Source organism: Castellaniella ginsengisoli (genome assembly GCF_040955415.1).
Classification (GTDB): Bacteria; Pseudomonadota; Gammaproteobacteria; order Burkholderiales; family Burkholderiaceae_B; genus Castellaniella; species Castellaniella ginsengisoli.
This window is the reverse complement of sequence record NZ_CP158257.1, coordinates 333,454-359,638: the sequence shown is the minus strand read 5'-3', so window position 1 is coordinate 359,638 and position 26,185 is coordinate 333,454. Positions and strand designations below refer to the sequence as shown.

The following is a 26,185-nucleotide window of genomic DNA, read 5'->3' as shown; positions in this document are numbered from 1 at the left end:
GGCTCCCATGCGCCTGCTGAGCCTCGTCCTGTTGGCCCTGACCGTGGCGACACAGTATCCGCTGTGGTGGGGCAAGGGCGGCTGGCTCAGCCTGCGCGATCTCCAGGCGCAGGTGCAGACGGAGACCGAGCAGAACGAGGCGCTGGTGGCGCGCAACAACGCCTTGCAGGCTGAAGTCCAGGATCTCAAGACCGGGATTTCGGCCATCGAGGAGCGTGCCCGCAGCGAACTGAACATGATTCGCGAAGGCGAATACTTCGTCCAGATTCTGCCCCGGCCCTGATCAGGGCCGCCGGTTTCAGGGCGCCGGCTCGCACGCGGCGGCGCCGGGCCCGGCGTCCGCTTCCATTCCCTCATCCCGTGCTGTGGCGTTTGCGCCCGGCGCTTCCTGCGCGCCCGGAGGCTGCGGAGCGGGCGACGGCCCGGCTGGCGCCGCTTCGCCCGGCGTCTGCCCGGCTGCCGGAACGGCGGCCTCGAGCGGCCCGGCCGTGCCGCCCTGTGCCGGGATCGCCGCCAGCCACCCCTGCGGCATCGCTTCGTGCGTGACCCGGCCGTCCGCGAGATCCGGCCAGGCGGCCGGGTGCGAATGCATGGCGATGCCGGCCCGGCGGCGAAAGGGCAGATAGCCGGCCGCCATCAGGCGGGCCTGGACAGGGTCTGCGGCCAGCGGCGCCAGGGCGCGCAGCAGGAGCGCCGTGCCCGGCACCAGGGGACGGTGCGGCCACCAGAGATCCAGGACCAGCGTGTTGGCTTCCTGGATCGTCAGGCCGGACCGCGGGCCGCGTCCCGCCGGCCAGCCCTGGGCCAGGCGGCGAGCCTGCTGCAGCGGCTGGTAATCGTTGCGGATCAAGGCCTGGCCCGGATGATCCCGAGGGGTGAGCAGGTCGGGATCGGCATGATCCAGGAATGCGGCGGGCGAAGGCCGCACGATGCGGATGTGCCAAGGGATGCCCAGTGTGGTGCGGCGCGTCCGCAGCGCCCGGCCGGCTGCGTCGGGATCGGGGTAGACCATGCGCAAGCCGTGCTCGAATGCCTGGGCGATGGCTTGAGGGCTGGCCTGGCGCACGGCGCCTGCCCGGGCGGATTCCATCAAGGCGAGGCTGAGCGTCTGGCGCAGGCCGGACCAGTGGGCGGCTTCCACGCCGCCCAGCCCCAGCGTCAGGATCGGAATGGCCGCCAGCAGAAAGCCCGCCGCCCCCGCGCCGCGCTGGCGGCCGCGTGAACAGGCGCGGCAGGCGGAGGCATGCCGCGGCATCGGATGGGCGGCGGCGCGGGCAAGCCCGGCCGGACCGGGGCGTGGAAGGAACATGCGGGGCAGTATGCGGCCCGCGCCCCGGTTCGACTAGTGTGGCAATTACGCCGTGACGGTTTCGCCCGTGCCCGTCCGCGGTCGGGCAGGGCCGGGATGGGGTCCGGGTGGGGCCCGGATCGAGCCGTCGCGCGGGGCTTCAGTGCAGCGAATCCGACCCGGGCGCCTGCAGTGAACCGGAGTCGTCGGCGAACAGGGCGGCGCAATCCACGGCGTCGAAATCGTAGGGCTGGCCGCAGAAGTTGCAGGCGATGTGTACGTGGCCCTGCTCGGCCAGAATGCTGTCGACTTCCGGCCGGCCCAGCGTGCGCAGCATGCCGGCGACCCGTTCGCGGCTGCAGGGGCAGTGCCAGCGCACGGCTTGTTCCGGGAAGACCAGCAAGTCGTCTTCCCAGAACAGGCGGCGGATCAGGGTGTCGGTATCGGTCGTGCGCAGTTCTTCGCGCTTGAGCGTGTCGGCCAGGGTCGTGCAGTGCGCCCAGGTTTCGTTGGAGTCGCCGGTCTGCTCCGCCGCGCCGGCCGGGGTCGATTCGCCCGGCATGCGCTGCAGCAGCAGCCCCGCGCAAGCGTGCCCATCGGCGGCAAGCCAGAGCCGGGTATCCAGTTGTTCCGAATGCTTCATGTAGTGTTCCAGGACGGCGGCGACGGTATCGCCTTCCAGGGGCACGATGCCCTGGTAGGCGGTCGCGCCGGCCTGGCGTCCCGAAGGGTCGAGCATCACGGTGAAGCGGCCCTGGTCGTCGGGGTTGAGCATGTCCTGCAGGCCGGCCCCCGGCGGCAGCGTCGCGCCTTCGCGCAGGTGGGCGGTGGCCCGCAGGTCCAGTGCCGAGGTGCATTCCACCATGATGAGGCGCACAGGGCCGTTGCCCTGCAGTTGCAGGACGACCGAGCCGTCGAACTTGATGTTGCTGGCCAGCAATGCGCTGGCGGCGGTCAGTTCGCCGAGCAGGCCGACGAGCGCCGGGGGCAGGTCCTGGTGGGCCAGGCCGGTCTGCCAGGATTGGGTCAGGCGCAGGGCCTGGATGCGGGTGCTGCGGTCGGCGGTCAGGTATTTTTTCAGAACATCGCTCATGCGGGGATTCCGGGAGTGCGCGGCCAGGCGCGGGGATTCACGAGGCGGGGGCGGCGCGCAAGTCGCGCAGCGCAGTGCCCAGCAGCCGGTCGTGTAGGAATTGGCCCTGGGGGTCGATCCAAGTCCAGAAAAAGATCGAGAACGGAGCGCAGACGATCAGGAGATCGAACGACGCCCAGCCCGTTGCACGCGACAGCCCGGCGATGGCCAGGGCGGTGATCAGCGGCAATGGCCACAGCAGCAGGTAGCGCAGCAGCATGCGCGGTCCCCGCAGGGGGGCGCCGCCCCTGTCCGTCAGGCGGATGTTCCAGGTCTTCATTGGCAGCGTCTGGCCGCCGCGCCGCCAGCAGGCCAGAAAATAGATGCCGATGGCCAGAAACAGAAACGCCTGGCGGCCGTGGCGCAGCATCAGGCCGCTGCGGCTTTGGGTCAGAGTGTCGAACAGGTAGCCGGCGAGAAACACCACGCCAAAAAGCAGCACGCCCTCGTACATCATGCAGGCGAAGCGGCGCAGGCGCGGCGGAGCGGGCGGTGCGGAAACGGTCATGGCGCGGCAGACGAACTTGAGAACCGTCCATTATCGCTGAAAACGGCGCGGCTCAATGCGGGCTTCGAGCGAAGCGCCGCCCTGGCGCACAGGCGGCCTGCGCGATGGGAACGCGTGTCACCTGGACCCGGGCTGCGGCAGAAAAGACACGGGCCGCCCGATGGGCGGCCCGGAGATCCGGCTGCCGGCAGGATCAGTGAGCGGTGCGGACCGTCTGGTGCACGCGGCCCTCGGGGGTGCGGAAGAAGCTGGCGACCTTTTTGAACAGACCCTTGATGGCGCGGTCCAAGGCGTATTCCTGCTGGGCCTCGATGGCTTCTTGCAGCAATTGGCGCTCCAGGGCGTCGGTCAGTCGGATGTCGGTGTTCTGCAGGGTCTTCATAGCAAGCCTCTTTGCTGTGGAAAGAGCGTTTCGCTCGGGTTAACCCTATTATAGGGAAAACCCTAGTTTCTATGCAAGCCCCTGGTTCGGACCGAGGGTCTGACAGGCGGTATCCGTGGTGAAAACCCTACGTCCGGTCCCGGTAGCCTGCGGTCACCAGTTCGAATCTGAACAGGCGGCAGTCCAGGGCGCCGTTGTGCAAAGGATGCCGCCGCCGGGCTTTCAGCCGCATCCTGCCGGGGAGATCGAGGTCGCTGGTGATGATGCCGAGCTGCCAGCCGCCGTAGTGGCGTTTCAGCCAGCTTGCCCATTCGGGCCACAGACCGGCATCCCCGTCCGCCAGCCGCTCCCCGTAGGGAGGGTTGGTGACGATCCAGCCGGCTGCGGCGGGGGGCGGCATTTTGCGCGCATCGCACACCTCGAAGCGGATGGTGTCCGGGCTCAAGTGGGCGCGGTCGGCATTGGCCCGTGCCGCTTCGATGGCGCCCGGCTGGATGTCGCAGCCGACCAGCGGCTCTTCCAGACGCGGGGCGATTCGCGCGCGGGCGTCCTCTTTCAGGTCGCGCCACAGGCGGGCATCATGGGTGCGCAGCCGCTCGAAGCCGAAGGGCCGCCAGATGCCTGGCGGCACGCCCAGGGCGATCCAGGCGGCTTCGATCAGCAGAGTGCCGCTGCCGCAGAAGGGATCCAGCAAAGGCGCGCCGGGCGGCCAGTCCGACAGGGCCAGCAGGCCGGCGGCCAGGTTTTCGCGCAGCGGGGCCTCGCCCTTGTCCAGGCGCCAGCCGCGCTTGAACAAGGATTCGCCCGAGACGTCCAGGTAGAGAGTGGCGCGCCGTTCGTCCAAGAACAGATGGACGCGGGCGTCGGGGCGGACCGTATCGATGTCGGGCCGGGCGCCCTCGCGGTCGCGCAGGCGGTCGCAGATGCCGTCCTTGGCCCGCAGATTGCAATACTGCAGGCTGCGCATGGGGCTGCGGATCGCCGAGGTATCCACGCGCAGGGAGTGTTCCGGCCCGAACCAGCGTTCCCATTCGGTGTCGCGCGCGAGGGCCAGGATGTCGTCTTCGCCGCGGACTTCGGCCTGGGCGACCTGGACCAGGACCCGGGTCGCCAGGCGGGAATACAGATTGGCGCGCAGCACGCCGGGCCAGTCGGCCTGGAAATGGCAGCCGGCGCGGCCTGCGCGCACGGCCTCGTAGCCCAGGGCCTGCAGCTCCAGCGAAAGCGCTTCTTCCAGGCCTTGGGGGCAGGGCGCGAAGACCTCGAAGGTTTCGGTGCGGCGTGGCAGGCGCGGTGTGCGCGGCAGGCGCTGGATCCGGGGCGTGTCCTCGTCCGGGACATCGGGCCGGGGCCGGCGTGCGGCAGCGTCGCCACGGGGCCGGTCGGCCGCGGGCTTCGGCCGCGCGGGGCGTTCCAAGGCCGGGGCGAAGCGTTTTTGGGTTTCCGGCCGAGGCGTCCGGCGGGTTGCGGTGTCAGTCTCGGCGCCGGCCTCGGCCTGCGCCCGCGCCGGTCGGGCATGCTCCTGCAGCGCCGCCTGGCGCGCCCGGGCGCCCGAGCGCTTGCGGGGTTTCTCGTCCGGCCCGGCGGGGGAGGCGCCGGCCTTTTTTTTCAGGCTCAGCGTCTTGCGTGTCGTGGAATCGTTCATTGGCGATCAGAAGGGTTTGACGACCACCAGGATCAGGACCAGCAACAGCAGCAGGACCGGAATTTCATTGAACCAGCGGAAGTAACGGTGGGTATGCCGGCTGGTGCCGGCGCTCAGGGCCCGCAGATGATGGCGGCAGGCCAGGTGAAAGATCAGCAGGCAGGCGACCGCCAGCAGCTTGGCATGCATCCAGCCCTGGCCCTGACCGATGCCGTACCCCAGCCACAGCCACAGGCCCAGGGCCAGGGCCAGGACGCCCAGGGGGGTCATGAATCGGTACAGGCGCCGGGCCATGCCCAGCAGGGTGGCGCGCACGGCCGGATCGCCGGCCTGCGCCAGGTTGACGTAGAGGCGCGGCAGGTAGAACAGCCCCGCGAACCAGGACGTGACGAACAGGATGTGGAAGGCCTTGACCCACAGCATGATGCGATCCTTTCGGTGTCGGAGGGATTCAGGCCCGCAACTGGCCTTCGCCGGTCAGCACCCATTTCTGGATGGTGAGGCCTTCGAGTCCGACTGGGCCGCGGGCGTGCAGGCGGTTGGTGGAAATGCCGATTTCCGCTCCCAGGCCGTATTCGTAGCCGTCGGCGAAGCAGGTGGGCAGGTTGACGTAGACCGAGCTGGAGTCGACCTCGCGCTGGAAGCGTTGGGCGGCGGCCAGATCTTCGGTGACGATGGATTCGGTGTGTTCCGAGCTATAGCGGGCGATGTGGTCCATGGCCTCGTCCAGGGAATCCACGACGCGCACGGCCAGGATGGGGGCGTGGAATTCCGTGGCCCAGTCGGCTTCCGTGGCGGGGAGGGCGCCGGGCAGCAGCGCGGCCGCGCGCGGGCAGGCGCGCAGCTCGACGCCCGATTCGGTGAATCGGGCGCCCGCGCGCGGCAGCCAGGAGGCCGCGAGGTCCGCATGCACCAGCAGGGTTTCCATGGCGCCGCAAATGCCGGTCCGGTAGGTCTTGGCATTGAGGACGATGTCCAGGGCCCGGTCGGGATTGGCGGCCTTGTCCACGTAGACGTGGCAATTGCCTTCCAGGTGCTTGATCAGGGGCACGCGCGCCTCGTCGGCCAGGCGGGCGATCAGGCCCTTGCCGCCGCGCGGGATGATGACGTCGATCCATTCCGGGTGGGTGATCATCTCGCCCACGGCGGCGCGGTCGGTCGTGTCCACGACCTGCACCGCATGCGCGGGCAGTCCCGCGGCCTGCAAGCCCGCCTGAATGATGGCGCCCAGGGCGCGGTTGGAGTGGAAGGCCTCGCTGCCGCCGCGCAGAATGGTGGCATTGCCGGATTTCAGGCACAAGGCGGCGGCGTCGATGGTCACGTTCGGCCGGGATTCGTAAATGATGCCGATCACGCCCAGCGGCACGCGCATGCGGGCCACGCGCATCCCGTTGGGACGGGTCGTGGTTTCGCTGAGGCTGCCGATCGGATCGGGCATGGCGGCGATCTGGATCAGGCCTTCGACCATCAGGTCCAGCGCCCGGTCGGAGAGGCGCAGGCGGTCCATCATGGGCGCGTCCAGCCCGCGTTCGGCGGCGGCGCGCAAGTCGAGTTCGTTTTCGGCCTGCAGCCAGGCGCGGCGTTCGCGCAGCCCGTCGGCCATGGCGCGCAGGGCGGCCGCCTTGGCGGCACCGGAGGCCGAGCGCAGGACGCGCGCCGCCTGGCGTGCCTGGCTGCCGAGGGCTTGGATGGAAAATCCGGTGGTGGTGTCGTTCATGTCGTGTCTGTGTAGAAAGAGGCGTCAGGCGCTCATCGGCGAGGCGATCCCGCGGTGGCCATGCGCATCACCAGGCGTTCCAGTTCGTCCCAGGGATCCCGGAGCAGGCCGTCCACTGGGATGCCCTTGATGATGCGGTCGATCTCGTGGGCGTGGCGCAGGGCCGGCGGCCAGGCTGAGGCGGGCACGCGGGCCAGCGCCTGGCGCGCCAGTTTTTCGCGCGCGCCGAACAGGCGCTGGGACCGTATCGCCGCATCCAGGCCGCTGCGGGCGTGGGGCGCCAGGCGCGCCAGGATGCGGATTTCCTCGCCGATGGCCCAGAGCACCAGCGGCAGGGCCTCGCCTTCGGCCTGCAGCCCCCGCAGCACGGTCAGCGCTCGATCCGCCTGGCCCAGCAGCATGGCATCGCGCAGATCATAGAGATTGTAGCGGGCCACGTTCAGCACGGCGGCCTGGACTTGTTCCAGGCTGAGCGGTCCGGCCGGATGCAGCAGGGCGAGTTTCTGCAATTCCTGGTGGGCCGCCAGCAGATTGCCTTCGACCTTGTCGGCCAGCCAGGCCAGCGTTTCGGCATCGGCGGTGTGCTGCTGGCGTTCCAGGCGGGCGGCGATCCAGTCCGTGAGCGCCGCGCGCGGGATGGAAGGAATGTCCGTCCAGGCGGCGCGGGACTTCAGGGACTGGACCCATTTGGCTTGCTGGGTGGTCCGGTCCAGTTGCGGCAGGCGGATCAGGATCCGCACATCCGGCAACTGGCCTTCGCCGGCCATGGCGGCCAGTTTCTGCAAGGTGTCGGCTCCGGTCTTGCCCGGCTTGCCGGTGGGCAGGCTGATCTCCAGGAGACGCAGGTCGCCGAACAGGGAGGCGTTCTGCGAGGCAGCCAGCGCCGTGCCCCAGTCGCTGCGGGCGTCCATCACCAGGTGGGTGCGCTCGACGCAGCCCAGCCGGACGGCGGCGGCGCGGTAGGCGTCGGCCGCCTCGGTCAGCAAGAGAATCTCGTCGCCGCTCAGCACCGTGCAGGCCGGCAGTTCCGAGGCGCCAGCGTAGTGCTCGGTCAGGCGGTCGGCTGCCGATGCGCGTGCCATGGCCCGGTGTCCGTCCGCGCTAGGGCCGGACCGACGCCGGGCCGGCCTGGGGCTGATTGCTGCGGACCGTGTCGTCCGGCATGGGCACGATGGGGCGGTCGGCGGCGTTGGCGTAAGCGGCCTGGACTTCCGGAGAACTCATGCGGCGCAGGATCTGGTCGATCAGGTTGTTGCGCATGTCCTTGAACGCCCGGTCGATTTCGCTTTCCTTGGCCTGGACGATGCGGTCGTTGTAGGGCAGTTCGCGCACGCTGTAGAGCGTCGTGGGCGGCAGCAGGACGTGGCCCTGGCGGTCCAGCAGCTCGAACTGAAACTGGAGATTCAGCTCGTATTCCTCGACCCGGCCATCGGCGTCCAGCGCCAGTTGGCGCAGATTCTGGGATTCGGCGATCTGGTGCAGGTAGACGTCGGCTTCCTGGCGGCGGTCGGTGAAGCGGGTGCTGGGCGAGTTGGCCGTGACGGTGCGCCGCAGCCGGGCGCCGAATTCGGAGTCCAGGTTGATGTTGGTGTAGATCGACTGGAAGGGCAGCGGCGTGGCCCCTTTCAGGTGGAAGCCGCAGGCGCCCAGCGCCAGCAGGGCGAAGCCTGCCAGGGCGAGGCGCAGGAGGCGCGGGAAAGGCGTGGCGAAGGACATGGGCATGGCGGTTCAGCCGACGACGTTGACCAGCCGGCCCGGCACGACCACGACGCGCTTGGGATCGCGGCCTTCGAGAAAGCGGCCGACGGCCTCGTGGGCGCGCGCCAGGGCTTCGATGGCGGGTTTGTCGGCGTCTTGGGGAACGTCCAGTTGGCCGCGGACCTTGCCATTGACCTGCAGCACCAGTTCGACCGTTTCGGCCCGCAGGGCGGCCTCGTCCACCTGGGGCCAGGGGGCGTCCAGCAAGTCGCCCAGGGCGTCGGCCAGGCCCAGCGCGCGCCATAGCTGCCAGGTGATGTGCGGCACCACCGGGTACAGGACGCGCAGCAGAATGGAGGCGGACTCGGCCAGGGCCGCGCCGGACACCCCCGCCTGGGCGGCCGATTCCAGCGTGTTGAGCATCTTCATGGCCGTGGAGACCACGGTGTTGTACTGGATGCGCTGGTAGTCGTAGTCCGCCTGGCGCAGCAGGCCGTGGATCTGGCGGCGCAGGCCCGCCGCGGCCTCGTCCAGCGCGGCGCCATCGACCGGCGCGGCGGCGTGGCGCAGGATGTCTTCGTGGCGGCCGTGGCAGAAGTTCCACAGGCGGCGCAGGAACCGGTGCGCGCCTTCGACGCCCGAATCCGACCACTCCAGGGTCTGTTCAGGGGGGCTGGCGAACATCACGAACAGGCGGGCGGTGTCGGCGCCCAGGCTGTCGATCAGGGATTGCGGATCGACGCCGTTGTTCTTGGATTTGGACATGGTGCCGATGCCGCCGTAGTCCACGGGGGAACCGTCGGATTTCAGCCGCGCGCCGACAATGCCGCCCTTGTCGTCGGTGATGTTTTCGATCTGATCGGGCCAGAAGTATTCAATGCCGCCCCGGGCGTTCTTGCGCGAGTAAATGTGGTTGAGCACCATGCCTTGGCACAGCAGCCGCGTGAAGGGCTCGGAAAACTTCAGCATGCCCAGGTCGCGCATGACGCGGGTCCAGAAGCGCGCATACAGCAGATGCAGCACGGCATGTTCGATGCCGCCGATGTACTGGTCCATCGGCATCCAGTAATCGTTGCGCTCGTCCACCATGGCCTGGTCGTTGCCCGGCGAGGTGTAGCGCATGAAATACCAGGATGAGTCGATGAAGGTGTCCATGGTGTCGGTTTCGCGCCGCGCCGGCTTGCCGCACGACGGGCACCGGCAGGACAGGAAGCCTTCATGCTTGGCCAGGGGGTTGCCGGTGCCGTCGGGCACGAGGTCTTCGGGCAGCACCACGGGCAGGTCTTTTTCGGGGACCGGCACCGGGCCGCAGTCGGCGCAGTGGATGATGGGGATCGGGGTGCCCCAGTAACGCTGGCGGGAAATGCCCCAGTCGCGCAGACGCCAGGTGGTGCGCAGTTCGCCCAGCCCCTGGGCGGCGAGATCGGCGGCCACGGCCTGGATCGCCTCGGCGGTGGTCAGGCCGTCGTATTTGCCCGACTGGATCGTGCGGCCGATCTGCTTGTCGCCGTACCAGTCCTGCCAGGCTTCGGTGGAATAGGTCTTGCCCTCGGCGGCGATGACCTGACGGATGGGCAGGCCATATTTGCGCGCGAAGGCGAAATCGCGTTCGTCATGGGCGGGTACGCCCATGACGGCGCCGTCGCCGTAGCTCATGAGGACGTAGTTGCCGACCCAGACGGGAACCGGTTCGCCCGTCAGGGGGTGGATGACGGACAGGCCGGTGGGCAGACCTTCTTTTTCGCGCGTGGCAAGCTCGGCCTCGGTGGTGCCGCCCTGGCGGCAGGCTTCGATGAAGGCGGCCAGTTCGGGGTTGTCCCGCGCCGCGCGGGTGGCCAGCGGATGCTCGGGCGCCACGGCGCAAAAAGTGACACCCATGATGGTATCGGCGCGCGTGGTGAAGACGTGCATCAGGCCGCCCTGAATCAGGGCGCCGTCCGCGTCGCGGATATCGTGGCGGAAGGCGAAGCGCACGCCGTCGCTGCGGCCGATCCAGTTTTCCTGCATCAGGCGCACGCGTTCCGGCCAGCCGGGCAGGCCGTCTTCCAGGGTGCCGAGCAGTTCCTCGGCATAGTCGGTGATCCGCAGGTAGTAGCCGGGGATCTCGCGTTTTTCCACGGGGGCGCCGGAGCGCCAGCCGCGGCCGTCGATCACCTGCTCGTTGGCCAGAACGGTCTGGTCGACGGGATCCCAGTTGACGGTCTGGGTCTTGCGGTAGGCGATACCCTTTTCGAGCATCTTGAGGAACAGCCACTGGTTCCATTTGTAATAGGACGGGTCGCAGGCGCACATCTCGCGCGACCAGTCGATCGCCAGGCCCATCGCCTGCATCTGCTTTTTCATGTAGGCGATGTTGTCGTAGGTCCATTGGGCGGGGGGCACGCCCGATTTCATGGCCGCGTTTTCGGCCGGCATGCCGAAGGCGTCCCAGCCCATGGGCATGAGGACGTTGTATCCGCGCATGCGCAACTGGCGGGTCATCATGTCGTTGATGGTGTAGTTGCGCACATGACCCATGTGGAGCTTGCCGCTGGGGTAGGGCAGCATCGAGCAGGCGTAGAACTTGGGCTTGGGCGAGCCGTCGGGCTGGGTGGCGTGCTCGGTGACGCGGTAGACATCGCCTGCGCGCCAATGGGCCTGGGCTTCGGTTTCGACCTGGTTCGGGAGGTAGCGTTCCTGCATGGATCTGTCTGGGAAATGGGAGTGAAAAGGGCCAGCCCGACATTATAGAGGGTCGTGGGCTTCGAAGGTCGGACGGGCGCCGCCGCCGTCCCCGGCGGCGTTCCCTCGCCGGACGGGCGCCGGCCATCGCCAAAGAAAAATCCCCGCTCGAGGCGGGGATTTCTGGAAGCCGGTGAGACGATCCGGGAGAGGCGATCCCGGATTATTTCAGCTTGGTTTCCTTGTAGTCGACGTGCTTGCGCGCGACCGGATCAAATTTCTTGATCAGCATTTTTTCCGGCATGTTGCGCTTGTTTTTCGTGGTCGTGTAGAAATGACCCGTGCCGGCGGTCGACTCGAGCTTGATTTTCTCGCGGATGCCTTTAGCCATGATGTGCTCCTATCGCGGCCGATCAGGCCAGTTCGCCACGGGCACGCAGATCGGCCAGGACGGCGTCGATGCCGTTCTTGTCGATGGTGCGCAGGGCCTTGGTGGATACGCGCAGGCGCACCCAGCGGTTTTCGGACTCGACCCAGAACCGGCGCGATTGCAGGTTGGGCAGGAAACGACGCTTGGTTTTATTGTTCGCGTGCGAGACGTTGTTGCCCACCATCGGGCCTTTGCCGGTTACTTGGCATACGCGTGCCATGGTCTCACCTCTGTTTGTGTATCGGGAAAGCCTTGCATTCTATACTGAAATTACTCGGTAAATCAAGCAGGTTGTCGGAAGGCCCCCTGGGCGATGCGGCTGAAAAGCCACGACAGGAGCGCGCAGGTAGTCAGCAGGGCCGTCAGGGGCAGGGGGGTGCCCGTGTGCCAGGCGCTGACGGCAAAGCCGGCCAGTGCGCCGCAAAACATCTGTATCGAGCCCATCAGGGCCGAAGCCACGCCCAGGCGCGGCCCCTGCTCGGCCAGCGCGAGGGCGGCGGCATTGGGGCCGACGAAGCCCTGGCTGGCCATGAACCCCATCAGGCACAGCATCAGCAGGGGCAGGGTGATCCAGTCCAGCAGGGTCAGCGCCAGGCCGCACAGCGTCATCAGCACCAGCGCGCCCTGGGCGCGGTTCAGCAGACGGATCGGGGGATGGCGGTTCAAGAGGCGGGCGCTGAACTGCGCGGCGATGATCAGAGCGGCCGCGTTCAGGCCGAACAGCAGGCCGAACCAGCGCGGATCGACGCCGTAGAGGGTGATGAAGACCTGGGGCGAACCTGAAATATAGGCGAACAGGCCCGCCGAACCGAAGCCGCCCGCCAGGGTATAGCCCATGAAGCCGCGATGGGACAGCAGCAGGCGGAAGTGGGCGGCGATGGCTCTCACGGCCAGCGGCGAACGCTGCGCGGCATCCAGGGATTCGCGCATGAGCAGCGCCACGGCCAGCCATAGCCCGGCGCTGATCAGGCCGATCAGGTGGAAGACGGTGCGCCAGGAGCCGAGCGTCACGGCCTGGCCGCCCAGCAAGGGCGCCAGGATGGGCATCACGCCCATCACCAGCATCAGCAGGGACAGGGCCTGGGCGGCTTCGCGGGTGTCCAGGTGGTCGCGGATCACGGCGCGGGGAACCACCATGCCGGCGGCGCCGCCGAAAGCCTGGACCACGCGCCACAGGATCAGGTGGTCGATGTCGCTGCTCAGCGCGCAAGCGATGGAGGCGAGCGAGAACAGCGCCAGGCCCAGCAGCAGCGGCGGCTTGCGGCCATAGCGGTCGGTCAGCGGGCCATAGGCCAGTTGCGCCAGGGCCAGGCCCAGCAGGTAGCTGGCGAGGGTGCGCTCGACCAGGCCCGGGTGCACGCCCAAGTCGGCCGCCATGGCGCCGAAGGCGGGCAGGTACATGTCGATGGCCAGGGGGCCGAGGGCGGCGAGCGCGCCCATCAGGATCAGCCAGGGCGGCATCGGCGGGGACGAGAAACGGGAAGCCATGGATGCGGAGGAGGGGCGCTTGAAGAGGGGCTTGATGCGGCCGGATTTGGCGCTACTATAGCAAGGTCTTGTACATGACCGAGGGAGGCTTTGTTGGCAGCGATTGCATCCATCATCGAAGACAAGCTGGGGGCCTTGCCCGTGCCGGTGTCCATGGAATTGCCGGATGGCAGCAGGATCGGCGCCCCGGACGCCGCGCTCCACCTGCGCGTGCGCGACGCCTCCGTTCTGGCGCACTTCGCAGCGGGCGAGGTGGGCGTGCTGGGCGAGGACTACGTCGACGGCAGGTTCGAGTTCGACGGCTCCATGCAAGACCTGATGCGCCTGGCGGCCGGCATCCTGCCCGGTTCTCCCGTCGATCTGGCCCGCTCGGGCTGGCTGACCAGCCTGGTGAAACGGCTGGTGTCGGTCTGGCGCCACTCGATCGAGCGCGATGCGCGGCAGATCGAATTCCACTACGACCTGTCCGACGATTTCTACGCCCTGTGGCTGGACCCGCGCCGCGTCTATTCTTGCGCGTACTATCGCGAGCCGGATTTCACCGTCGCCCAGGCCCAGGAAGCCAAGCTCGACCACATCTGCCGCAAGCTGGCCCTCAAGCCCGGCGAGCGTTTTCTGGACGTCGGCGGAGGGTGGGGTGGCCTGATGCTGTGGGCGGCGGAGCACTACGGGGCCGACGTCACCGGCATTACCCTGTCGAACAACCAGCATGCCTACGTCAACCGCCTGATCCAGGAAAAAGGCCTGTCCGGGCGCGTGCGCATGGAGCTGCTCGATTACCGCAAGCTCGACGAATCCCGGCCCTACGACAAGATCGCATCGGTCGGCATGTTCGAGCACGTGGGGCGCGCCCAACTGACCGGCTATTTCTCCAAGCTGCGCCGGCTGGTGCGGCCTGGCGGCCTGATCCTGAACCACGGCATCACGGCCGGCGGGCTGGACAACAGCGAGCTGGGCGCCGGCATGGGGGAATTCATCGAGAAATTCATCTTTCCCGGCGGCGAGCTGTCCCATATCCATTATGTGCAACAGACCCTGGCGGCGGCTGGCCTCGAAGACCTGGACGTCGAGAACCTGCGGCCGCACTATGCGCGCACGCTGTGGGCCTGGAGCGATGCCCTGGAGGCTCGCCTGGAAGAGGCACGCGCCATCCTGAACACCCCCCAGGGCGAGCGTTCCCTGCGGGCCTACCGCATGTATCTGGCGGGCTGCGCCATGGGCTTCGAGCACGGCTGGATCGCCCTGCACCAGATTCTCGCCCAGCCCCAGCCATCGGGACGCTCCGACGAACTGGACTATCCGGAAGGGCAGGCCTATCCCTGGCGGCGCGATTACATCTACCAGACCCGTTGATTCCGTCTGCTTCATCCGGCCGGGCGCCCGCGGTTTCGGGGTGCCCGGCGCCTGTGCGCATGCCGGTTTTGCAGGCTGGCAGGGTGATGTCCGGAAGCGTTTTTCCTTAACAGGGTTTATTTTCTTGTATCTGAGGTGTAAAATAGCCCTTCTTCGGTAGTTCTTTTTATCAATTCTGGCAGCGCCGTTCTTGGTTGACGGCCCTGTCTGTCCAGGGCGCTTCGCGCCTGTAGTGCTGGTATGTATTGGCGGCCAGCGGCCGTCTTCCGCACACCCTCCCCTAAGCTATGGCGTCGGCCCCGCATGGTGTGTCCGGCGTCTCCGTAACCCAAAGGAGGCATCTATGTCTATCTCTGATTTTTCGTCGCCCCGGGCGGCCCGTTCCCCCCGTCTGTCGCGCACCGTGCTGGGCGCCGCCTTGTCGGCCGTGCTGGCCGGCCTGTCGCTGGCCCCGTCCGTCTCGATGGCGGCCGAAGCGCCGCAATGCGAACTCGACCGCGCCGTGCGCTTCGGCGGCATGAACTGGGAGTCGAATCTGGTCCTGGTCGAGGTCGAGCGTTTCATCGCCAAGCACGGCTACGGCTGCGACACCGAAGTGCTGCCGACGGAAACCCTGCCGGCCCTGGCGGCGCTTGAGCGCGGCGATCTGGATGTCAACAGCGAAATCTGGCTGAACAGCACCCTGGAGCCCTGGACCAAGGCCGAGGCCTCTGGCCGCGTCAAGCGCATCGGCGACATCTACATGGGCGGCGAAGCCTGGTTCATCCCCAAGTACACCGCCGAGCGTCTGCCCGAGCTGAAGAAGGCCGCCGATCTGCCGAAGTTCAAGGAAGCCTTCAAGGATCCCGAAGAGCCGTCCAAGGGCCGCTTCTACGGCTGCCCGGCGGGCTGGGGCTGCGAAGTCGTCAGCACCAATCTGTTCAATGCCCTGGGCCTGGGCGACACTTTCACGCTGTTTTCCCCCGGCACCGGCGCCACCCAGAAGGCCGCCTTGACGGCTGCCTATCAGCGCAAGGAAAACGTCGTTTTCTACTACTGGTATCCGACGCCGCTGGTGGGTTCCATGGATCTGGTCAAGCTGGAGCTGCCGCCGTACGACGCCGACAAGCAGAAATGCCTGACCGACCCGAACTGCGAAAACCCGCAGGCCTCCGATTATCCCGAGAACCCGGTGTTCACGGCGGTCGCCACGAAGTTCACCCAGGATGCGCCGAAGCTGACCGAATTCCTCTCCCAGGTCAAGGTGCCTCTGGACGTCATGAACCAGACCATGGCCTACATGGAAGAAAACGAGGCCGAGCCCCAGCCGACGGCGATGTGGTTCCTGAAGAACAAGCAGGCTGTCTGGACCGGTTGGCTGCCCGCCGACGTGACGGAGCGCGTCAAGGCCGCCCTGTAAGGAGGCCTGCATGTTTCCTGAACTGATCGCGGCCCGGGACCTGCAACGGCCCATCGACGAGTTCGTCAATGGGCTGGTCATGCAGTATTCCGACCTGCTGCGGGCGCTGACCCAGCCTTTGCTGGATCTTCTGATCTGGTCCGACGACCTGCTGCGGCATTCGCCGTGGTGGGCGGTCGTGGCCGTCATCATGGGCCTGGCCTGGCTGAGCAGCCGCGCCTGGCGCTTCAGCCTGGCCATGGGGGCGCTGCTGTGCCTGGTGGGCGCCATCGGCCTCTGGGAGGCCGCCATGCAGACGCTGTCGCTGATGATCGTGGCGGTCGTGTTTTCGGTGCTGATCGGCATCCCCGTGGGGATCGCCATGGCCAGCTTCCGCTGGGTGCGCGCCGTGATGCTGCCGGTGCTGGACGTCATGCAGACCATGCCCAGCTTCGTCTACCTGATCCCGGTGGTCATGCTGTTCAATCTGGGCAAGCTGGCGGCGCTGTTCGCCACGGTGATCTACGCCGTGCCGCCGGTCATCCGTCTGACCGACCTGGGCATCAGGCTGGTGGACGCCGAGGTGCTGGAGGCCTCGCGCGCCTTCGGCGCCAACCGCCGCCGCCAGCTCTTCGGCGTGCAACTGCCGCTGGCGCTGCCCAACATCATGGCCGGCATCAACCAGACCACCATGATGGCGCTGGCCATGGTGGTGATCGCCTCCATGATCGGGGTGCGCGGCCTGGGCTACGAAGTCCTGCAGGGCATCAACCGCCTGCAGGTCGGGCGCGGCCTGCTGGCCGGCCTGGGCATCGTGGTGCTGGCCATCATCTTCGACCGCATCACGCAGCGTTTCGGCCGCCGCTGGCAGGTCCGGGGGAACTGACATGAGCAAGATCGAAGTCCGCAATATCTACAAGATCTTCGGCCCCCATCCGGCCCGCTGGCTGGATGCCGCCCGCGAAGGCCTCTCCAAGGAGGCCCTGCTGGAGCGCAGCGGCCACACTCTGGGGCTGCGCGACATCAGCCTGTCCATCGAAGAGGGCAACATCCACGTCATCATGGGCCTTTCGGGGTCCGGCAAATCGACGCTGATCCGGCACTTCAACCGCCTGATCGAGCCCAGCGCCGGCCAGATTCTGGTCGATGGGGTGGATGTGGTCAGCCTCACCCCGCGCGAGCTGGAACGCTTTCGCCAGAGCAAGATGAGCATGGTGTTCCAGCGCTTCGGCCTGCTGCCGCACCGTACGGTGCTGGACAACGCCGCCTACGGCCTGGCGGTGCAGGGCATGCGCCGCGCCGAGCGCAACGAACGCGCGCGCCACTGGCTGGAGCAGGTCGGACTGTCCGGCTTCGAGGCCCAGTATCCCCACCAGCTTTCGGGCGGCATGCAGCAACGCGTGGGCCTGGCCCGGGCGCTGGCCACGGATGCCGAGATCCTGCTGATGGACGAAGCGTTCTCCGCCCTGGATCCGCTCATCCGCCATGAAATGCAGGACCAGTTGCTGGCCCTGCAGGCCAAGCTGAACAAGACCATCGTCTTCATCACCCACGATCTGGACGAAGCTCTGCGCCTGGGCAATCGGATCGCCATCCTGAAGGACGGCGAGCTGATCCAGGAAGGCACGCCGGAGGACATCCTGCTGTCGCCGGCCAACGACTATATCGAATCTTTCCTGCAGGACGTGAACCGGGGCAAGGTGCTGAACGCGTCCCATGCCTGCAATGAACGCCCCTTGACGCTGACCATGCGCACCCGGCCGGCGCATGCGCTGGAGCGCCTGGCGGCCCGGGATTACGACTACGCCGCCGTGCTGGATGGCAAGCGCCTGGCGGGCGTGCTGATGCGCGATGATGCGCAGCGCGCCGTCCGGGAAGGCGCGCGGGATATTTCCCGGCATCTCAGCGACATGGCGTCCGTGCCGGCCTCGGCCGGGCTCGACGAGGTCCTGGCGCGCCTGCTGCGCACCCCCGCGCCGCTGGCGGTGACGGACGAGCAGGGCGAGTTCATCGGCGTGTTGTCGCGCAGCAAGGTCGTCGAACTGGTGACCACCGCCACCGCCGGATCGGGCGACGCCGATCCGGAGCCCGGGGCGCTGCCCGCCGAGGCGGGCCAGGCCGCCTGAGACGTCAGGCGGCGCGCGCCTGGCGCCGCAGCACGTGGCCGTACCAGGTGAACAGCAGCAGGGCGGACACCAGCAGGCCGGCCATCGCCATGATCCACATGGTAGCCGCCCCGACAGGGGCGCCCGGCATCAGCCAGCGCGCCGCCGGGGCCAGCGCGCCCGCGGCGGAGCCGTAGCCCAGCCACCAGCCGCCCACCAGGCCCAGGCCCGTCAATGCGGTGACCTGCAGGATCAGCGGCACCATGGCGATTTTGTAGGCGCGCAGGATGTAGGCGCTGATGCAGTGCATGGCGTCCCAGAAATGGAACCAGGGCGCGATCTGCAGCAGGGTCAGGGCGATCGCGGCGACCTGGATTTCGTCCGTGTAGGCACGCACGATGGCCGCCTGGCCCGACACTAGGATCGCGCCGGTCAGCAGGGCGCCGAGCGCCACCAGCCCGATTCCGTTCAATCCCGTGCGCCGGGCCAGGGCCGGATCGCGCGCGCCCACGGCCTGCGCCGTGAGCGAAGCGGTCGCCAGGCTCAGGGACATCGGCAGCATGTAGCACAGGGCGATCAGGTTGGCCAGGATCTGCTGGGCGCCGCTGACGTACAAGCCGTCGCGGGCGATCAGCAGCGCCATGAAGCTGAACGCGCAGACCTCGATCAGATAGGAGCCGCCCATGGGCAATCCCAGGCGCAGCAGCTCTTTCTGGTCCGCCCAGCGAGGGCGCCCCAGTTTCAGGGACAGGGCGCGAAAGGCGCTGCGGCGGCGGATCATCCACAGCCCGGCGGCGAGCATCATCCAGTTGACCGCCAAGGTGGCGATGCCCGCGCCCACGGCGCCCATCTCGGGCAGCCCCAGGCCGCCGAAGATGAACCAGACATTGAACAGCAGCTTGAAGGCGATGCTGCCGACGTTGATCGCCATGACTTCGCGGGTTTGCGAGATGGCCGTCGAGGTGGCGTAGATCGTGCGGAACAGCAGGGCCGAGGGCAGGGCCAGTGCCAGAGCGAGCAGGTAGCCGGCGACGCGCCGGCGGACATCGGGCTCGACGTCGCCCGACAGGCTGAGCCAGACATCGGGAAACAGCAGGCAGATACCGCCCAGAACCGACAGGGTCAGGGCGAGCCAGATGCCCTGGCCCCAGGCCAGGCCGGCTTCGCGCAGGCGGCCGGCGCCGAAGTGCTGGGCGATGATCGGGATCAGGGCGTGCACCACGCCCATCAGGCCGACGAAGACGGTGATGTAGACCGAGGCGCCCAGCGACATCGCCTGGAGGTCGGCGGCGCTGGCGTGGCCCACCATGGCCGTGTCCAGGACGGCGAAGACGATACCGGCCCAGGAACTGACCAGGATCGGCCAGGCCTGCCGCAGGATGGTGCGCCAGGGGGCGGGCGGCCCGCCGGCGTGCGGAGCGGAAATCATTGCAGGCGCAGGAGGCGAAACATTTCGTGGCGATCGGGTTCGCGGCGGCCTTCCCAGAGCGCGGGATGCCCGGCCATCCAGGCCTCGCCCGATTGCAGGCTGCGGGGGCTGAGCTGTTGCAGCAGCAGGGGGCAGTTGCCGTCGAAGCTGAATTCGATCCCGTCGAACACCAGGAAGGACGCCCGCTGGCCGCTGCCCAGCCCCTGTGTGCGGACGCATTCGCCAGGACGGCGGTATTGCTCGAGGGCGGCCGCCAGCGAGGCGGAGACGCCGCGGTAGCTGCGCACGTAGTCGAGCGCGGGCATCCACAGCGTGGCCAGCAGCAGCCAGGTGGTGATCAGGCCGCCGGCCGACAGCGCCGTGCCGCGCCAGAGGCCGGCGGGGTGGCTGCGCAGGCGCCAGCGCACCAGGGCGATCCAGGCGAGGGTGCCGAGGACGGCAAAGGTCGTGGCGGGCCAGGCGGGATGAGGCTGGAAGCTGCCGGTCTGGCGGACGATGTTGGCGGCGATCTGGGCGGGCCAGCCGGCCTGCAGCGCCACCCAGCCCAGCCAGACGGTGGCGGCCGTCAGCGAGAAGCACATCATGGCGAACCAGTCCAGGGTATTGATCACGCCGCGCCGCAAAGTGGGCAGGGCGAGGGCCGCCAGAATGGCGCTCGGCACGGCCAGCGTGCTGTACTCAGGCTCGAAAGGGTCGGCGCTGGCCAGCAGCGTCAGCAGGGCGCCGATGGCAAAACTCAGCGGGATGGCGACGTGCGGCGCGCGGAACCAGCCGCGCCAGCGCCATAGCGCCAGAAGGGCCAGCGGCCAGGTCGGCCAGAGGAACCACGGCAGATCGCGCAGGATGCTGCCCCAGGCGCGGGCGCTGGGCCAGGCGAAGGCGCTGCCTGTCCAGAGCAGCCAGCTTTCGGTCCAGTACGGGCCGAAGGTGCGGGCGGGAATCCACCAGAGCAGGATCAGCGTGGCGGCGATCAGCGTGCTGGCGGCCAGCCATTTGCGCTCGTTCGCGAGGGGGTGGCCGGGCAGGAAGGCGAGGGCCGCAGCCAGGATCAGGGGCAGGCCGCCCAGCCAGCCGCGCGCCAGGAAGGCCAGGCCCACGGCCACGCCCAGCGTGACGGCTCCCGATACCGGATGATCCAGCATGCGGGCCACGGCGTAGAAGGCCAGCGCCTGGCAGGCGATCACGGCCGGCACTTCGGAGGTTTCATGCATGCGCCAGACGATGCCGACCGTGGCGACGATCAGCAGCAAGGCGGCGTCGGCCAGCATGCGGCCGTAGTCGCGGGGGCTGGGCTCGCCGCCGAAAGGCAGGGCCAGCGGCTGGGATTCCGGGCGCCGGCCCAAGAGGTAGGTGCCATACCAGATCGAGCCGGTGAGCAGGGCGAACCACAGCAGATTGGGCACGCGCGAAGCGATGATGGCCGCGTCCAGGGAACTGTAGAAGAGCTCGAACAGGGGGCGCAGCGCCCAGATCGAGAAGGCGCCGACCCAGGTGACGAGCGGACCGTCCTGGGCCTGGGCCAGTTGGCCGACCTGGGGCAGCAGCCAGGCGTGCTCCTGGCCCGAGAGGGCCGTGAGCATGGTCGCCAGGCCCGTGACGTCGTCGGTTTTCCAGGGGTCGCGGTAGAACAGGCCGGCCAGGATATAGACCAGCCCGACGCACAGCAGGAACGGGCGGGGCAGTTTGGCGGCGGCCGTGGCCGTCAGGCGGGCGGGCGTCGATCGCAGGTCTTGGGACAGCACCGGAGAAGCACCAGGGAAAAGGGGCGGATGGCGCCCATGTTAAATGAAAAAGGCAGCCATCCGGCTGCCTTTTAGAGCGATTGCTGCTACGGGAAGAGGGAACCGCTCAGCCTGTTTTTTGCCGCCGGGCCGCCCCAAGGCAAAAAGCGTCTCTCGGGGGGGGCGGCAAGCAAGCGCAGCGCGGGTGCCCTTATTTCTTGACCGTGCCAGCGGTGCGGGCGAAGCGGGCGCGGAACTTTTCAACACGGCCGGTTTCGACGATACGCGTCTGGGCGCCGGTGTAGAAGGGATGCGACTCGGACGTCACGTCGCACTTGAAGAGCGGATAGGTCTTGCCGTCGATTTCGGTGGTTTCGCGCGAGTGGAGCGACGAGCGCGAAATGAACTTGTTGCCGGTCTGCAAGTCGAGGAACACGACTTCGCGGTACTCGGGGTGAATGCCTTCTTTCATGGTGGAATCCGTGGGTAGATGAATAGGGACCGCCAGCCTGGTGGAAGCAAAAACCCCCGGTCAAAAAGGGGGCGCACTGCATCAGAACCCTGGCAACGTATCCAAGATAAGCCCACCATTCTACTACGACGGCTGTCCAATATCCAGTGGCTACACCTGCCCCCGTTCCGCCAGGGAGGTGACTTCGGTCGCGCCGACGATCAGGTGGTCCAGCAGCCGGACGTCCACCAGGGCGAGTGCCTGCTTCAACTGGTGCGTCAGGGCGATGTCGGCCGGGCTGGGTTCGGCCAGGCCCGAAGGGTGGTTGTGGGCCAGGATCAAGGCGGCGGCGTGATGCCCGAGGGCGGCCTTCACGACTTCGCGGGGGTAGATCGAAGCGTGCGACAGCGTGCCGCGCGCGATTTCGCCGCATTCGATCAACTGCAACTGGCTGTCCAGAAACAGGGCGATGCAATGCTCCACACGCAGGTGGGCCAGGCGCAGGGCGCAGAACTGTTTGACCCGGCCGGGCTGGCTCAGCGCGCGGCCGTTGCGCAGCGGCTCTTCGATGGAGCGGCGGCTGAGTTCCTGGACTGCCAGCAGTTCGCAGGTCTTGGCCGGCCCCATGCCGGGGAAGGCCATCAATGCCGAGGATTCCGCCGACAGCAGGCGGCGCAGCCCGCCGAAATGCTCGATCATCCGGCGCCCCATGTCGGTCGCGTCCCGGCCGCGCGTGCCGGTGCGCAGCAGCACCGCCAGCAGTTCGGCGGAGGTCAGCGTCTGGGCCCCGTGCCGCAGCAGACGTTCCCGGGGACGCTCGGAACAGGGGGATCGAGTGTCTTGTGGCATGATAGGTCCTAAAATGATCGGGTTTGCATTGATTCCTTCACGGTGGCATTTTGACTTCATCTCAAGCCGCGCAGCACGTCCGTCCGGACTCTTATGTCACGCTGCACTACCGCATCGAACTGCTGACCGGCCCCGGGGCCGGCACGGCCTTCGTCGATACTTTCCTGGACCGGCCCGCGACCCTGCAGATGGGCATCGGCCAGTGGGCGCCCGGCATCGAGGCCCTGCTGCTCGACCGCCCCGAGGGGGATCACTTCACGGCGGATCTGCCGGCCGCCCAGGCCTACGGTGAGCGCAACGCGGATCTGCTGCGGTGGGTCAGCCGCGACGAGATGGCGCGCAACGCCCCGCCGGATACCGAATTCGAGGCGGGCGACATGATCGAATTCGTGGCGCCCAACGGCGGCCGTTATTCTGGCGTGCTCAAGACCTTGCGGGACGATGCCGCCCTGTTCGACTTCAACCATCCGCTGGCGGGCATCGATCTCCAGGTCGAGATCAAGATTCTGGGGGTCCTATGAGCGGAGAGACCGGGCCGGGCGCCGAGATCGTCCTGGCGCAGCCGCGCGGCTTCTGCGCAGGCGTCGACCGGGCCATCGAGATCGTCGAACGCGCCCTGGAGATCCACGGGGCGCCGATCTACGTGCGCCACGAGATCGTGCACAACCGCTACGTGGTCGAAGACCTGCGCGCCAAGGGGGCGATCTTCATCGACGAGCTGGAGGACGCCCCCTCGGGCGCCATCGTGATCTTTTCCGCGCACGGGGTCTCGCGCGCCGTGCGCGACGAGGCGCAACAGCGCGGCCAGCGCATCTTCGACGCCACCTGCCCGCTGGTGACCAAGGTGCACGTCGAGGTCGCCCGCATGCGCAAAGAGGGCCGCGAGGTCATCATGATCGGCCACAGGGGCCACCCGGAAGTCGAGGGCACGCTGGGCCAGGCCGATGACGGCATGTACCTGGTCGAGTCGGTCGAAGACGTCCTGGCCCTCCAGGTGCGCCGTCCGGACCACCTGGCCTTCGTGACCCAGACCACCTTGTCCATCGATGATGCCGCTCAGGTGGCCGACGCATTGCGCACGCGTTTTCCGGACATTGCCGAGCCCAAGAAAAGCGATATTTGCTATGCCACGCAGAACCGCCAGGATGCCGTGCGCATCATGGCGCCGCAGTGCGACCTGGTGCTGGTGGTGGGCAGCCCGAACAGTTCCAACTCCAACCGCCTGCGCGAAGTCGCCGAGCGCAAGGGCGTGACCGCCTACTTGCTGGACCACCCCGACATGATCGATCCCGAATGGGTGCGCGGCGCGAAGCGGGTCGGCGTGACCGCGGGGGCCTCCGCGCCCGAGGTCCTGGTGGAGCAAGTGATCGGCAGGCTCAAAGAGCTGGGCGCGCGCTCCGTGCGGCCGCTGGACGGGGTGCGCGAGCAGGTCGCCTTTCCCCTGCCGCGCGAGCTGTCCCGCAAGCGGGCGGACTGATCATGAAAATCGGATTCTGCGGGCTGGGCCGCATGGGCGTGCCCATGGTGCGCCGCTTGCTGCAGGCCGGGCACGAAGTCCATGTCTGGAACCGCTCGCCCGGTCCTCTGGGCGAGATCCGGGCGGCCGGCGCGCAGGTGTGCGCCACCCCGCGCGAACTGGGAGACCGGTGCGCCTGGGTGGCGCTGTGCCTGTTCGATGCGGCGGCGGTGCGCGACGTGGTGTTCGGCGCCGAAGGGCTGGCCCAGGCGGGCGCGCTCGAACTGCTGATCGATCACTCTTCCATTCCGCCGGCCGAGACGTGCGAGTTTGCCGATCGCCTGGCCCGCGCCAATGGCGCGGTCTGGCTGGATGCGCCGGTATCCGGCGGCACCGGCGGCGCGGCGGCCGGCACCCTGGCCATCATGGCGGGCGGTCCGGCCGACGCCTGCGCCCGGGCGACGCCGCTGCTGATGGCCTATGCCAGCCGGGTGACCCACATGGGCCCGACCGGTTGCGGGCAGGTGACCAAACTGTGCAACCAGACCATCGTCACCACCACCGTCGCGGCCATTGCCGAGTCCATCGCGCTGGCACGGGACGCCGGGGTGAATGCCGCCCGCCTGAATGAGGCCCTGGCCGGCGGATGGGCCGATTCCGCCCTGTTGCAGATCTTCGTGCCGCGCATGACGCAGGCGCCCGGGCCGGCCCAGGCCACCCTGGATACCATGCTGAAGGATCTGGATGCCGTGGCGGCGCTGGCGCGCGCGCAGGGCACGGCCATGCCGGTGGCCGCCGCCACCGGGCAAAGCTACCGTCTGGCCAGCCGTCAGGGCCTGGGGGCCGAAGACGCCTCGCAATTGATTCAACTATACGAACGCGCCCGCAAGCGCCCTGATGGAGAAGAACACCGATGAGCCACCGCTCGCTGAAGACCGCCGCCGGCCTGGTCGCCGCCCTGGCCCTTGCCTATGGAGGAGGCTCCTGGTATGCCGGGCGCCTGGCGCAGGATCGCATCGAGGCCTGGGTCGAGCAGGCCAACCTGGAAATCGCCGCCCAATGGACTTCTTCCGATCCGCGCCCTGTCTTGACGGTCCAGGATTATCGGCGCGGCGTGTTTTCTTCGGATGTCCGCTACGGTTTCCAGTTCCGCGACGAGGAAGGCAAGGATCAGGTGCTGAGCCTGCGTGATGCCCTGTCGCACGGACCCTGGCCCTGGGCGGCCCTGCGCCAGGGCGAATGGCGGCCCGCGGCGGCCTGGAGCGTGATCGAGCCGCTGCCGGGCGGTGCGTGGCAGCCCTGGTTCGACGCCATGCCGGCCGGGATTGCGCCCTGGACGCTGCAGTCGCGGGTGGGGTTCGATGGCGGGGTCGCGGCACGCTGGCACTTGGAGCCGGTCCGGCTGGCTGATGACCGGCTGGATTTCAGCGGCAGCCTGGTACGGATCGACTACGACCCGGACACGCGGATGACGGCTGTCTCGGGGCGGATCGAGCGCCTGGCCGCTTTCGATGCCGATTCCGGTGTCCGGGTGCGCCTTGAAGGGCTGGATTTCGACGGCAGCACCACCCGAAGCGGCGAGTCCGACCTGCAATCGCGGCAAGAGGCGCGGTTCGAGCGAGTCGGGATCGACGTGCCCGATGTGCCGCCGGTGGTGTTCGCCGGGCCTTCGCTGCGCTCGGACTCGGCCCGCACGGGCGGTTTGCTGGACAGCCGGCTGAATTACGACCTCGGTCAGTTGCAGGTGGACCGCCGGGACCTGGGACGGATCACGCTGGCTCTGTCGGCCGAACACCTGGACATGCCGGCGCTGCAGGCGCTGGCCGGTGCGCTGGAGGAACTGGGCGCCGACGAGGATGCGGACGAAGGGCTTTCCACTCAGGAGCAGCAGCAATTGCGCGCGCTGGCGGTGCCCGTGCTGGCGGCGGGGCCGCGCCTGGCGCTTGATGGCCTGCGCTGGGAAACCCCCCAGGGGACAAGCGAACTCAAGGCCGTGGCCGAATTCCGGCCGGCATCCGAGGATGCGCCCGCCGACCTGGGTGGTTTGATCGAAAACGCCATCCGCCAGGTGACGGCGCAACTGAGCCTGTCCAAACCCATGCTGCTGCAGGTCGTCCGCCAGACGCAGGCCAGCGGCGAGGGAGCCGACATGACGGTGGCGCTGGTCAGCATGCTGTTCGATCAATACGTCGGCCGGCTGGAGCGCCTGGGCCTGGTGCAACGCCGGGACGATGCGGTCACGGCCGATTACCGTTATGCCGACGGCCGGGTCACATCCAATGGGCAGGACATGTCGCCGGCCGATTTCGCCGCGCGGCTCGGCGGTTCGATGAGCCTGGAATGACGCCGGGCGCGGGGCGCCGGCCCGACGGGTGGCCCCGCGCCCCGCGGATCCCCGCGCCCCGCCGGCATTGCCTGATTCCAGGAAAATTGCGCAGTTCGTTCTCCGGGTAATCCTTGATGCCGATGACTGGAGCTTGCGGGGCTTTATGTG

26 protein-coding genes are annotated in these 26,185 nt (G+C 68.1%); 9 read left to right on the top strand and 17 right to left on the bottom strand.

The features are described from left to right. Window positions 1–7 precede the first annotated feature (7 nt). Window positions 8–283, top strand: coding sequence for a cell division protein FtsB (ftsB, locus tag ABRZ00_RS01755; RefSeq protein WP_368641354.1), 276 nt, complete (start codon window positions 8–10; stop codon window positions 281–283). A gap of 15 nt (window positions 284–298) precedes the next feature. Here ftsB and ABRZ00_RS01750 read toward each other — a convergent pair whose 3' ends face one another. The 13 genes from ABRZ00_RS01750 to ABRZ00_RS01690 all read right to left on the bottom strand — a co-directional run bounded on the left by ABRZ00_RS01750 (window position 299) and on the right by ABRZ00_RS01690 (window position 12,922). Further along, a complete protein-coding gene (locus ABRZ00_RS01750) occupies window positions 299–1,309 on the bottom strand; it encodes a hypothetical protein (protein ID WP_368641355.1) in 1,011 nt (336 codons plus the stop codon). Window positions 1,310–1,448: 139 nt separating this feature from the next. After that, window positions 1,449–2,381: an Hsp33 family molecular chaperone HslO gene (locus ABRZ00_RS01745; protein ID WP_343835840.1), complete on the bottom strand. Its 933-nt coding sequence runs from the start codon at window positions 2,379–2,381 to the stop codon at window positions 1,449–1,451. Between the two features lie 37 nt (window positions 2,382–2,418). Then, on the bottom strand, window positions 2,419–2,928 hold the full coding sequence (locus tag ABRZ00_RS01740; protein WP_368641356.1) for an RDD family protein: 510 nt from the start codon (window positions 2,926–2,928) through the stop codon (window positions 2,419–2,421). 193 nt (window positions 2,929–3,121) lie between these two features. Continuing rightward, on the bottom strand, window positions 3,122–3,310 hold the full coding sequence (locus ABRZ00_RS01735; protein ID WP_343835836.1) for a hypothetical protein: 189 nt from the start codon (window positions 3,308–3,310) through the stop codon (window positions 3,122–3,124). Between the two features lie 127 nt (window positions 3,311–3,437). After that, window positions 3,438–4,955 carry a THUMP domain-containing protein gene (locus tag ABRZ00_RS01730; protein ID WP_368641357.1) on the bottom strand — a complete coding sequence of 506 codons (1,518 nt, stop codon included), beginning with the start codon at window positions 4,953–4,955 and terminating at the stop codon, window positions 3,438–3,440. Between the two features lie 6 nt (window positions 4,956–4,961). Continuing rightward, window positions 4,962–5,378: a CopD family protein gene (locus tag ABRZ00_RS01725; RefSeq protein WP_368641358.1), complete on the bottom strand. Its 417-nt coding sequence runs from the start codon at window positions 5,376–5,378 to the stop codon at window positions 4,962–4,964. A gap of 28 nt (window positions 5,379–5,406) precedes the next feature. After that, window positions 5,407–6,672, bottom strand: a complete 1,266-nt coding sequence (locus ABRZ00_RS01720; RefSeq protein WP_368641359.1) for a glutamate-5-semialdehyde dehydrogenase — start codon at window positions 6,670–6,672, stop codon at window positions 5,407–5,409. Between the two features lie 32 nt (window positions 6,673–6,704). Then, the gene (gene holA, locus ABRZ00_RS01715) at window positions 6,705–7,754 is read right to left on the bottom strand and encodes a DNA polymerase III subunit delta (protein WP_368641360.1); all 1,050 of its coding nucleotides are present in this window, start codon (window positions 7,752–7,754) and stop codon (window positions 6,705–6,707) included. 19 nt (window positions 7,755–7,773) lie between these two features. Next, window positions 7,774–8,394, bottom strand: coding sequence for an LPS assembly lipoprotein LptE (lptE, locus tag ABRZ00_RS01710; protein ID WP_368641361.1), 621 nt, complete (start codon window positions 8,392–8,394; stop codon window positions 7,774–7,776). 6 nt (window positions 8,395–8,400) lie between these two features. After that, window positions 8,401–11,052, bottom strand: a complete 2,652-nt coding sequence (leuS, locus tag ABRZ00_RS01705; RefSeq protein WP_368641362.1) for a leucine--tRNA ligase — start codon at window positions 11,050–11,052, stop codon at window positions 8,401–8,403. Window positions 11,053–11,254: 202 nt separating this feature from the next. Then, on the bottom strand, window positions 11,255–11,422 hold the full coding sequence (rpmG, locus tag ABRZ00_RS01700) for a 50S ribosomal protein L33 (protein ID WP_003810296.1): 168 nt from the start codon (window positions 11,420–11,422) through the stop codon (window positions 11,255–11,257). A gap of 22 nt (window positions 11,423–11,444) precedes the next feature. Beyond that, window positions 11,445–11,681, bottom strand: a complete 237-nt coding sequence (gene rpmB / locus ABRZ00_RS01695; protein WP_043681023.1) for a 50S ribosomal protein L28 — start codon at window positions 11,679–11,681, stop codon at window positions 11,445–11,447. Between the two features lie 62 nt (window positions 11,682–11,743). After that, window positions 11,744–12,922: a multidrug effflux MFS transporter gene (locus ABRZ00_RS01690; protein ID WP_368642818.1), complete on the bottom strand. Its 1,179-nt coding sequence runs from the start codon at window positions 12,920–12,922 to the stop codon at window positions 11,744–11,746. Window positions 12,923–13,042: 120 nt separating this feature from the next. On the opposite strand from ABRZ00_RS01690, the gene ABRZ00_RS01685 reads away from it, so the two are divergent. The 4 genes from ABRZ00_RS01685 (at window position 13,043) to ABRZ00_RS01670 (ending at window position 17,806) form a co-directional block, all read left to right on the top strand. Next, window positions 13,043–14,302, top strand: a complete 1,260-nt coding sequence (locus ABRZ00_RS01685; protein WP_368641363.1) for a class I SAM-dependent methyltransferase — start codon at window positions 13,043–13,045, stop codon at window positions 14,300–14,302. A gap of 463 nt (window positions 14,303–14,765) precedes the next feature. Then, window positions 14,766–15,701, top strand: a complete 936-nt coding sequence (locus ABRZ00_RS01680) for an ABC transporter substrate-binding protein (RefSeq protein ID WP_368642819.1) — start codon at window positions 14,766–14,768, stop codon at window positions 15,699–15,701. A 10-nt stretch (window positions 15,702–15,711) separates the two neighbouring features. After that, a complete protein-coding gene (locus ABRZ00_RS01675) occupies window positions 15,712–16,566 on the top strand; it encodes a proline/glycine betaine ABC transporter permease (RefSeq protein ID WP_343835826.1) in 855 nt (284 codons plus the stop codon). Window position 16,567: 1 nt separating this feature from the next. Further along, window positions 16,568–17,806 (top strand): glycine betaine/L-proline ABC transporter ATP-binding protein, encoded by a 1,239-nt coding sequence (locus ABRZ00_RS01670; protein ID WP_368641365.1) that lies wholly within the window; start codon window positions 16,568–16,570, stop codon window positions 17,804–17,806. A gap of 4 nt (window positions 17,807–17,810) precedes the next feature. Here ABRZ00_RS01670 and ABRZ00_RS01665 read toward each other — a convergent pair whose 3' ends face one another. The 4 genes from ABRZ00_RS01665 to radC all read right to left on the bottom strand — a co-directional run bounded on the left by ABRZ00_RS01665 (window position 17,811) and on the right by radC (window position 22,235). Next, on the bottom strand, window positions 17,811–19,214 hold the full coding sequence (locus tag ABRZ00_RS01665) for an MATE family efflux transporter (RefSeq protein ID WP_368641366.1): 1,404 nt from the start codon (window positions 19,212–19,214) through the stop codon (window positions 17,811–17,813). After that, window positions 19,211–20,953, bottom strand: a complete 1,743-nt coding sequence (locus ABRZ00_RS01660; protein ID WP_343835936.1) for a glycosyltransferase — start codon at window positions 20,951–20,953, stop codon at window positions 19,211–19,213. Before ABRZ00_RS01660 ends, ABRZ00_RS01665 begins: the two co-directional genes overlap by 4 nt. 193 nt (window positions 20,954–21,146) lie before the next feature. Further along, entirely contained in the window at window positions 21,147–21,407 is a 261-nt protein-coding gene (locus ABRZ00_RS01655; RefSeq protein ID WP_343835822.1) for a type B 50S ribosomal protein L31, read from the bottom strand. A 150-nt stretch (window positions 21,408–21,557) separates the two neighbouring features. Beyond that, window positions 21,558–22,235: a DNA repair protein RadC gene (radC, locus tag ABRZ00_RS01650; protein ID WP_368641367.1), complete on the bottom strand. Its 678-nt coding sequence runs from the start codon at window positions 22,233–22,235 to the stop codon at window positions 21,558–21,560. 50 nt (window positions 22,236–22,285) lie between these two features. On the opposite strand from radC, the gene ABRZ00_RS01645 reads away from it, so the two are divergent. Genes ABRZ00_RS01645 through ABRZ00_RS01630 form a run of 4 tightly spaced genes read left to right on the top strand, consistent with a single transcriptional unit; the run spans window position 22,286 to window position 26,035 of the window. Beyond that, window positions 22,286–22,756: an FKBP-type peptidyl-prolyl cis-trans isomerase gene (locus ABRZ00_RS01645; protein ID WP_343835820.1), complete on the top strand. Its 471-nt coding sequence runs from the start codon at window positions 22,286–22,288 to the stop codon at window positions 22,754–22,756. Then, the gene (gene ispH, locus ABRZ00_RS01640) at window positions 22,753–23,712 is read left to right on the top strand and encodes a 4-hydroxy-3-methylbut-2-enyl diphosphate reductase (RefSeq protein WP_368641368.1); all 960 of its coding nucleotides are present in this window, start codon (window positions 22,753–22,755) and stop codon (window positions 23,710–23,712) included. Before ABRZ00_RS01645 ends, ispH begins: the two co-directional genes overlap by 4 nt. A 2-nt stretch (window positions 23,713–23,714) precedes the next feature. Continuing rightward, a complete protein-coding gene (locus ABRZ00_RS01635; protein WP_368641369.1) occupies window positions 23,715–24,608 on the top strand; it encodes an NAD(P)-dependent oxidoreductase in 894 nt (297 codons plus the stop codon). Continuing rightward, window positions 24,605–26,035, top strand: a complete 1,431-nt coding sequence (locus ABRZ00_RS01630) for a YdgA family protein (protein WP_368641370.1) — start codon at window positions 24,605–24,607, stop codon at window positions 26,033–26,035. Before ABRZ00_RS01635 ends, ABRZ00_RS01630 begins: the two co-directional genes overlap by 4 nt. The last annotated feature ends 150 nt before the right edge of the window (window positions 26,036–26,185 follow it).

Bases quoted from the DNA above. Each gene is read 5' to 3' on its own strand.
- ABRZ00_RS01680 (WP_368642819.1), top strand. From the start codon at position 14,766: ATGGCGGCCGAAGCGCCGCAATGCGAACTCGACCGCGCCGTGCGCTTC.
- ABRZ00_RS01675 (WP_343835826.1), top strand. From the start codon at position 15,712: ATGTTTCCTGAACTGATCGCGGCCCGGGACCTGCAACGGCCCATCGAC.
- ABRZ00_RS01740 (WP_368641356.1), bottom strand. From the start codon at position 2,928: ATGACCGTTTCCGCACCGCCCGCTCCGCCGCGCCTGCGCCGCTTCGCC.
- rpmG (WP_003810296.1), bottom strand. From the start codon at position 11,422: ATGGCTAAAGGCATCCGCGAGAAAATCAAGCTCGAGTCGACCGCCGGC.
- ABRZ00_RS01720 (WP_368641359.1), bottom strand. From the start codon at position 6,672: ATGAACGACACCACCACCGGATTTTCCATCCAAGCCCTCGGCAGCCAG.
- ABRZ00_RS01670 (WP_368641365.1), top strand. From the start codon at position 16,568: ATGAGCAAGATCGAAGTCCGCAATATCTACAAGATCTTCGGCCCCCAT.
- lptE (WP_368641361.1), bottom strand. From the start codon at position 8,394: ATGCCCATGTCCTTCGCCACGCCTTTCCCGCGCCTCCTGCGCCTCGCC.
- ABRZ00_RS01630 (WP_368641370.1), top strand. From the start codon at position 24,605: ATGAGCCACCGCTCGCTGAAGACCGCCGCCGGCCTGGTCGCCGCCCTG.
- rpmB (WP_043681023.1), bottom strand. From the start codon at position 11,681: ATGGCACGCGTATGCCAAGTAACCGGCAAAGGCCCGATGGTGGGCAAC.
- ABRZ00_RS01655 (WP_343835822.1), bottom strand. From the start codon at position 21,407: ATGAAAGAAGGCATTCACCCCGAGTACCGCGAAGTCGTGTTCCTCGAC.
- ABRZ00_RS01690 (WP_368642818.1), bottom strand. From the start codon at position 12,922: ATGCCGCCCTGGCTGATCCTGATGGGCGCGCTCGCCGCCCTCGGCCCC.
- ABRZ00_RS01745 (WP_343835840.1), bottom strand. From the start codon at position 2,381: ATGAGCGATGTTCTGAAAAAATACCTGACCGCCGACCGCAGCACCCGC.
- leuS (WP_368641362.1), bottom strand. From the start codon at position 11,052: ATGCAGGAACGCTACCTCCCGAACCAGGTCGAAACCGAAGCCCAGGCC.
- ABRZ00_RS01735 (WP_343835836.1), bottom strand. From the start codon at position 3,310: ATGAAGACCCTGCAGAACACCGACATCCGACTGACCGACGCCCTGGAG.
- ABRZ00_RS01730 (WP_368641357.1), bottom strand. From the start codon at position 4,955: ATGAACGATTCCACGACACGCAAGACGCTGAGCCTGAAAAAAAAGGCC.
- ABRZ00_RS01725 (WP_368641358.1), bottom strand. From the start codon at position 5,378: ATGCTGTGGGTCAAGGCCTTCCACATCCTGTTCGTCACGTCCTGGTTC.
- ABRZ00_RS01635 (WP_368641369.1), top strand. From the start codon at position 23,715: ATGAAAATCGGATTCTGCGGGCTGGGCCGCATGGGCGTGCCCATGGTG.
- holA (WP_368641360.1), bottom strand. From the start codon at position 7,754: ATGGCACGCGCATCGGCAGCCGACCGCCTGACCGAGCACTACGCTGGC.
- ispH (WP_368641368.1), top strand. From the start codon at position 22,753: ATGAGCGGAGAGACCGGGCCGGGCGCCGAGATCGTCCTGGCGCAGCCG.
- radC (WP_368641367.1), bottom strand. From the start codon at position 22,235: ATGCCACAAGACACTCGATCCCCCTGTTCCGAGCGTCCCCGGGAACGT.
- ABRZ00_RS01665 (WP_368641366.1), bottom strand. From the start codon at position 19,214: ATGATTTCCGCTCCGCACGCCGGCGGGCCGCCCGCCCCCTGGCGCACC.
- ftsB (WP_368641354.1), top strand. From the start codon at position 8: ATGCGCCTGCTGAGCCTCGTCCTGTTGGCCCTGACCGTGGCGACACAG.
- ABRZ00_RS01750 (WP_368641355.1), bottom strand. From the start codon at position 1,309: ATGTTCCTTCCACGCCCCGGTCCGGCCGGGCTTGCCCGCGCCGCCGCC.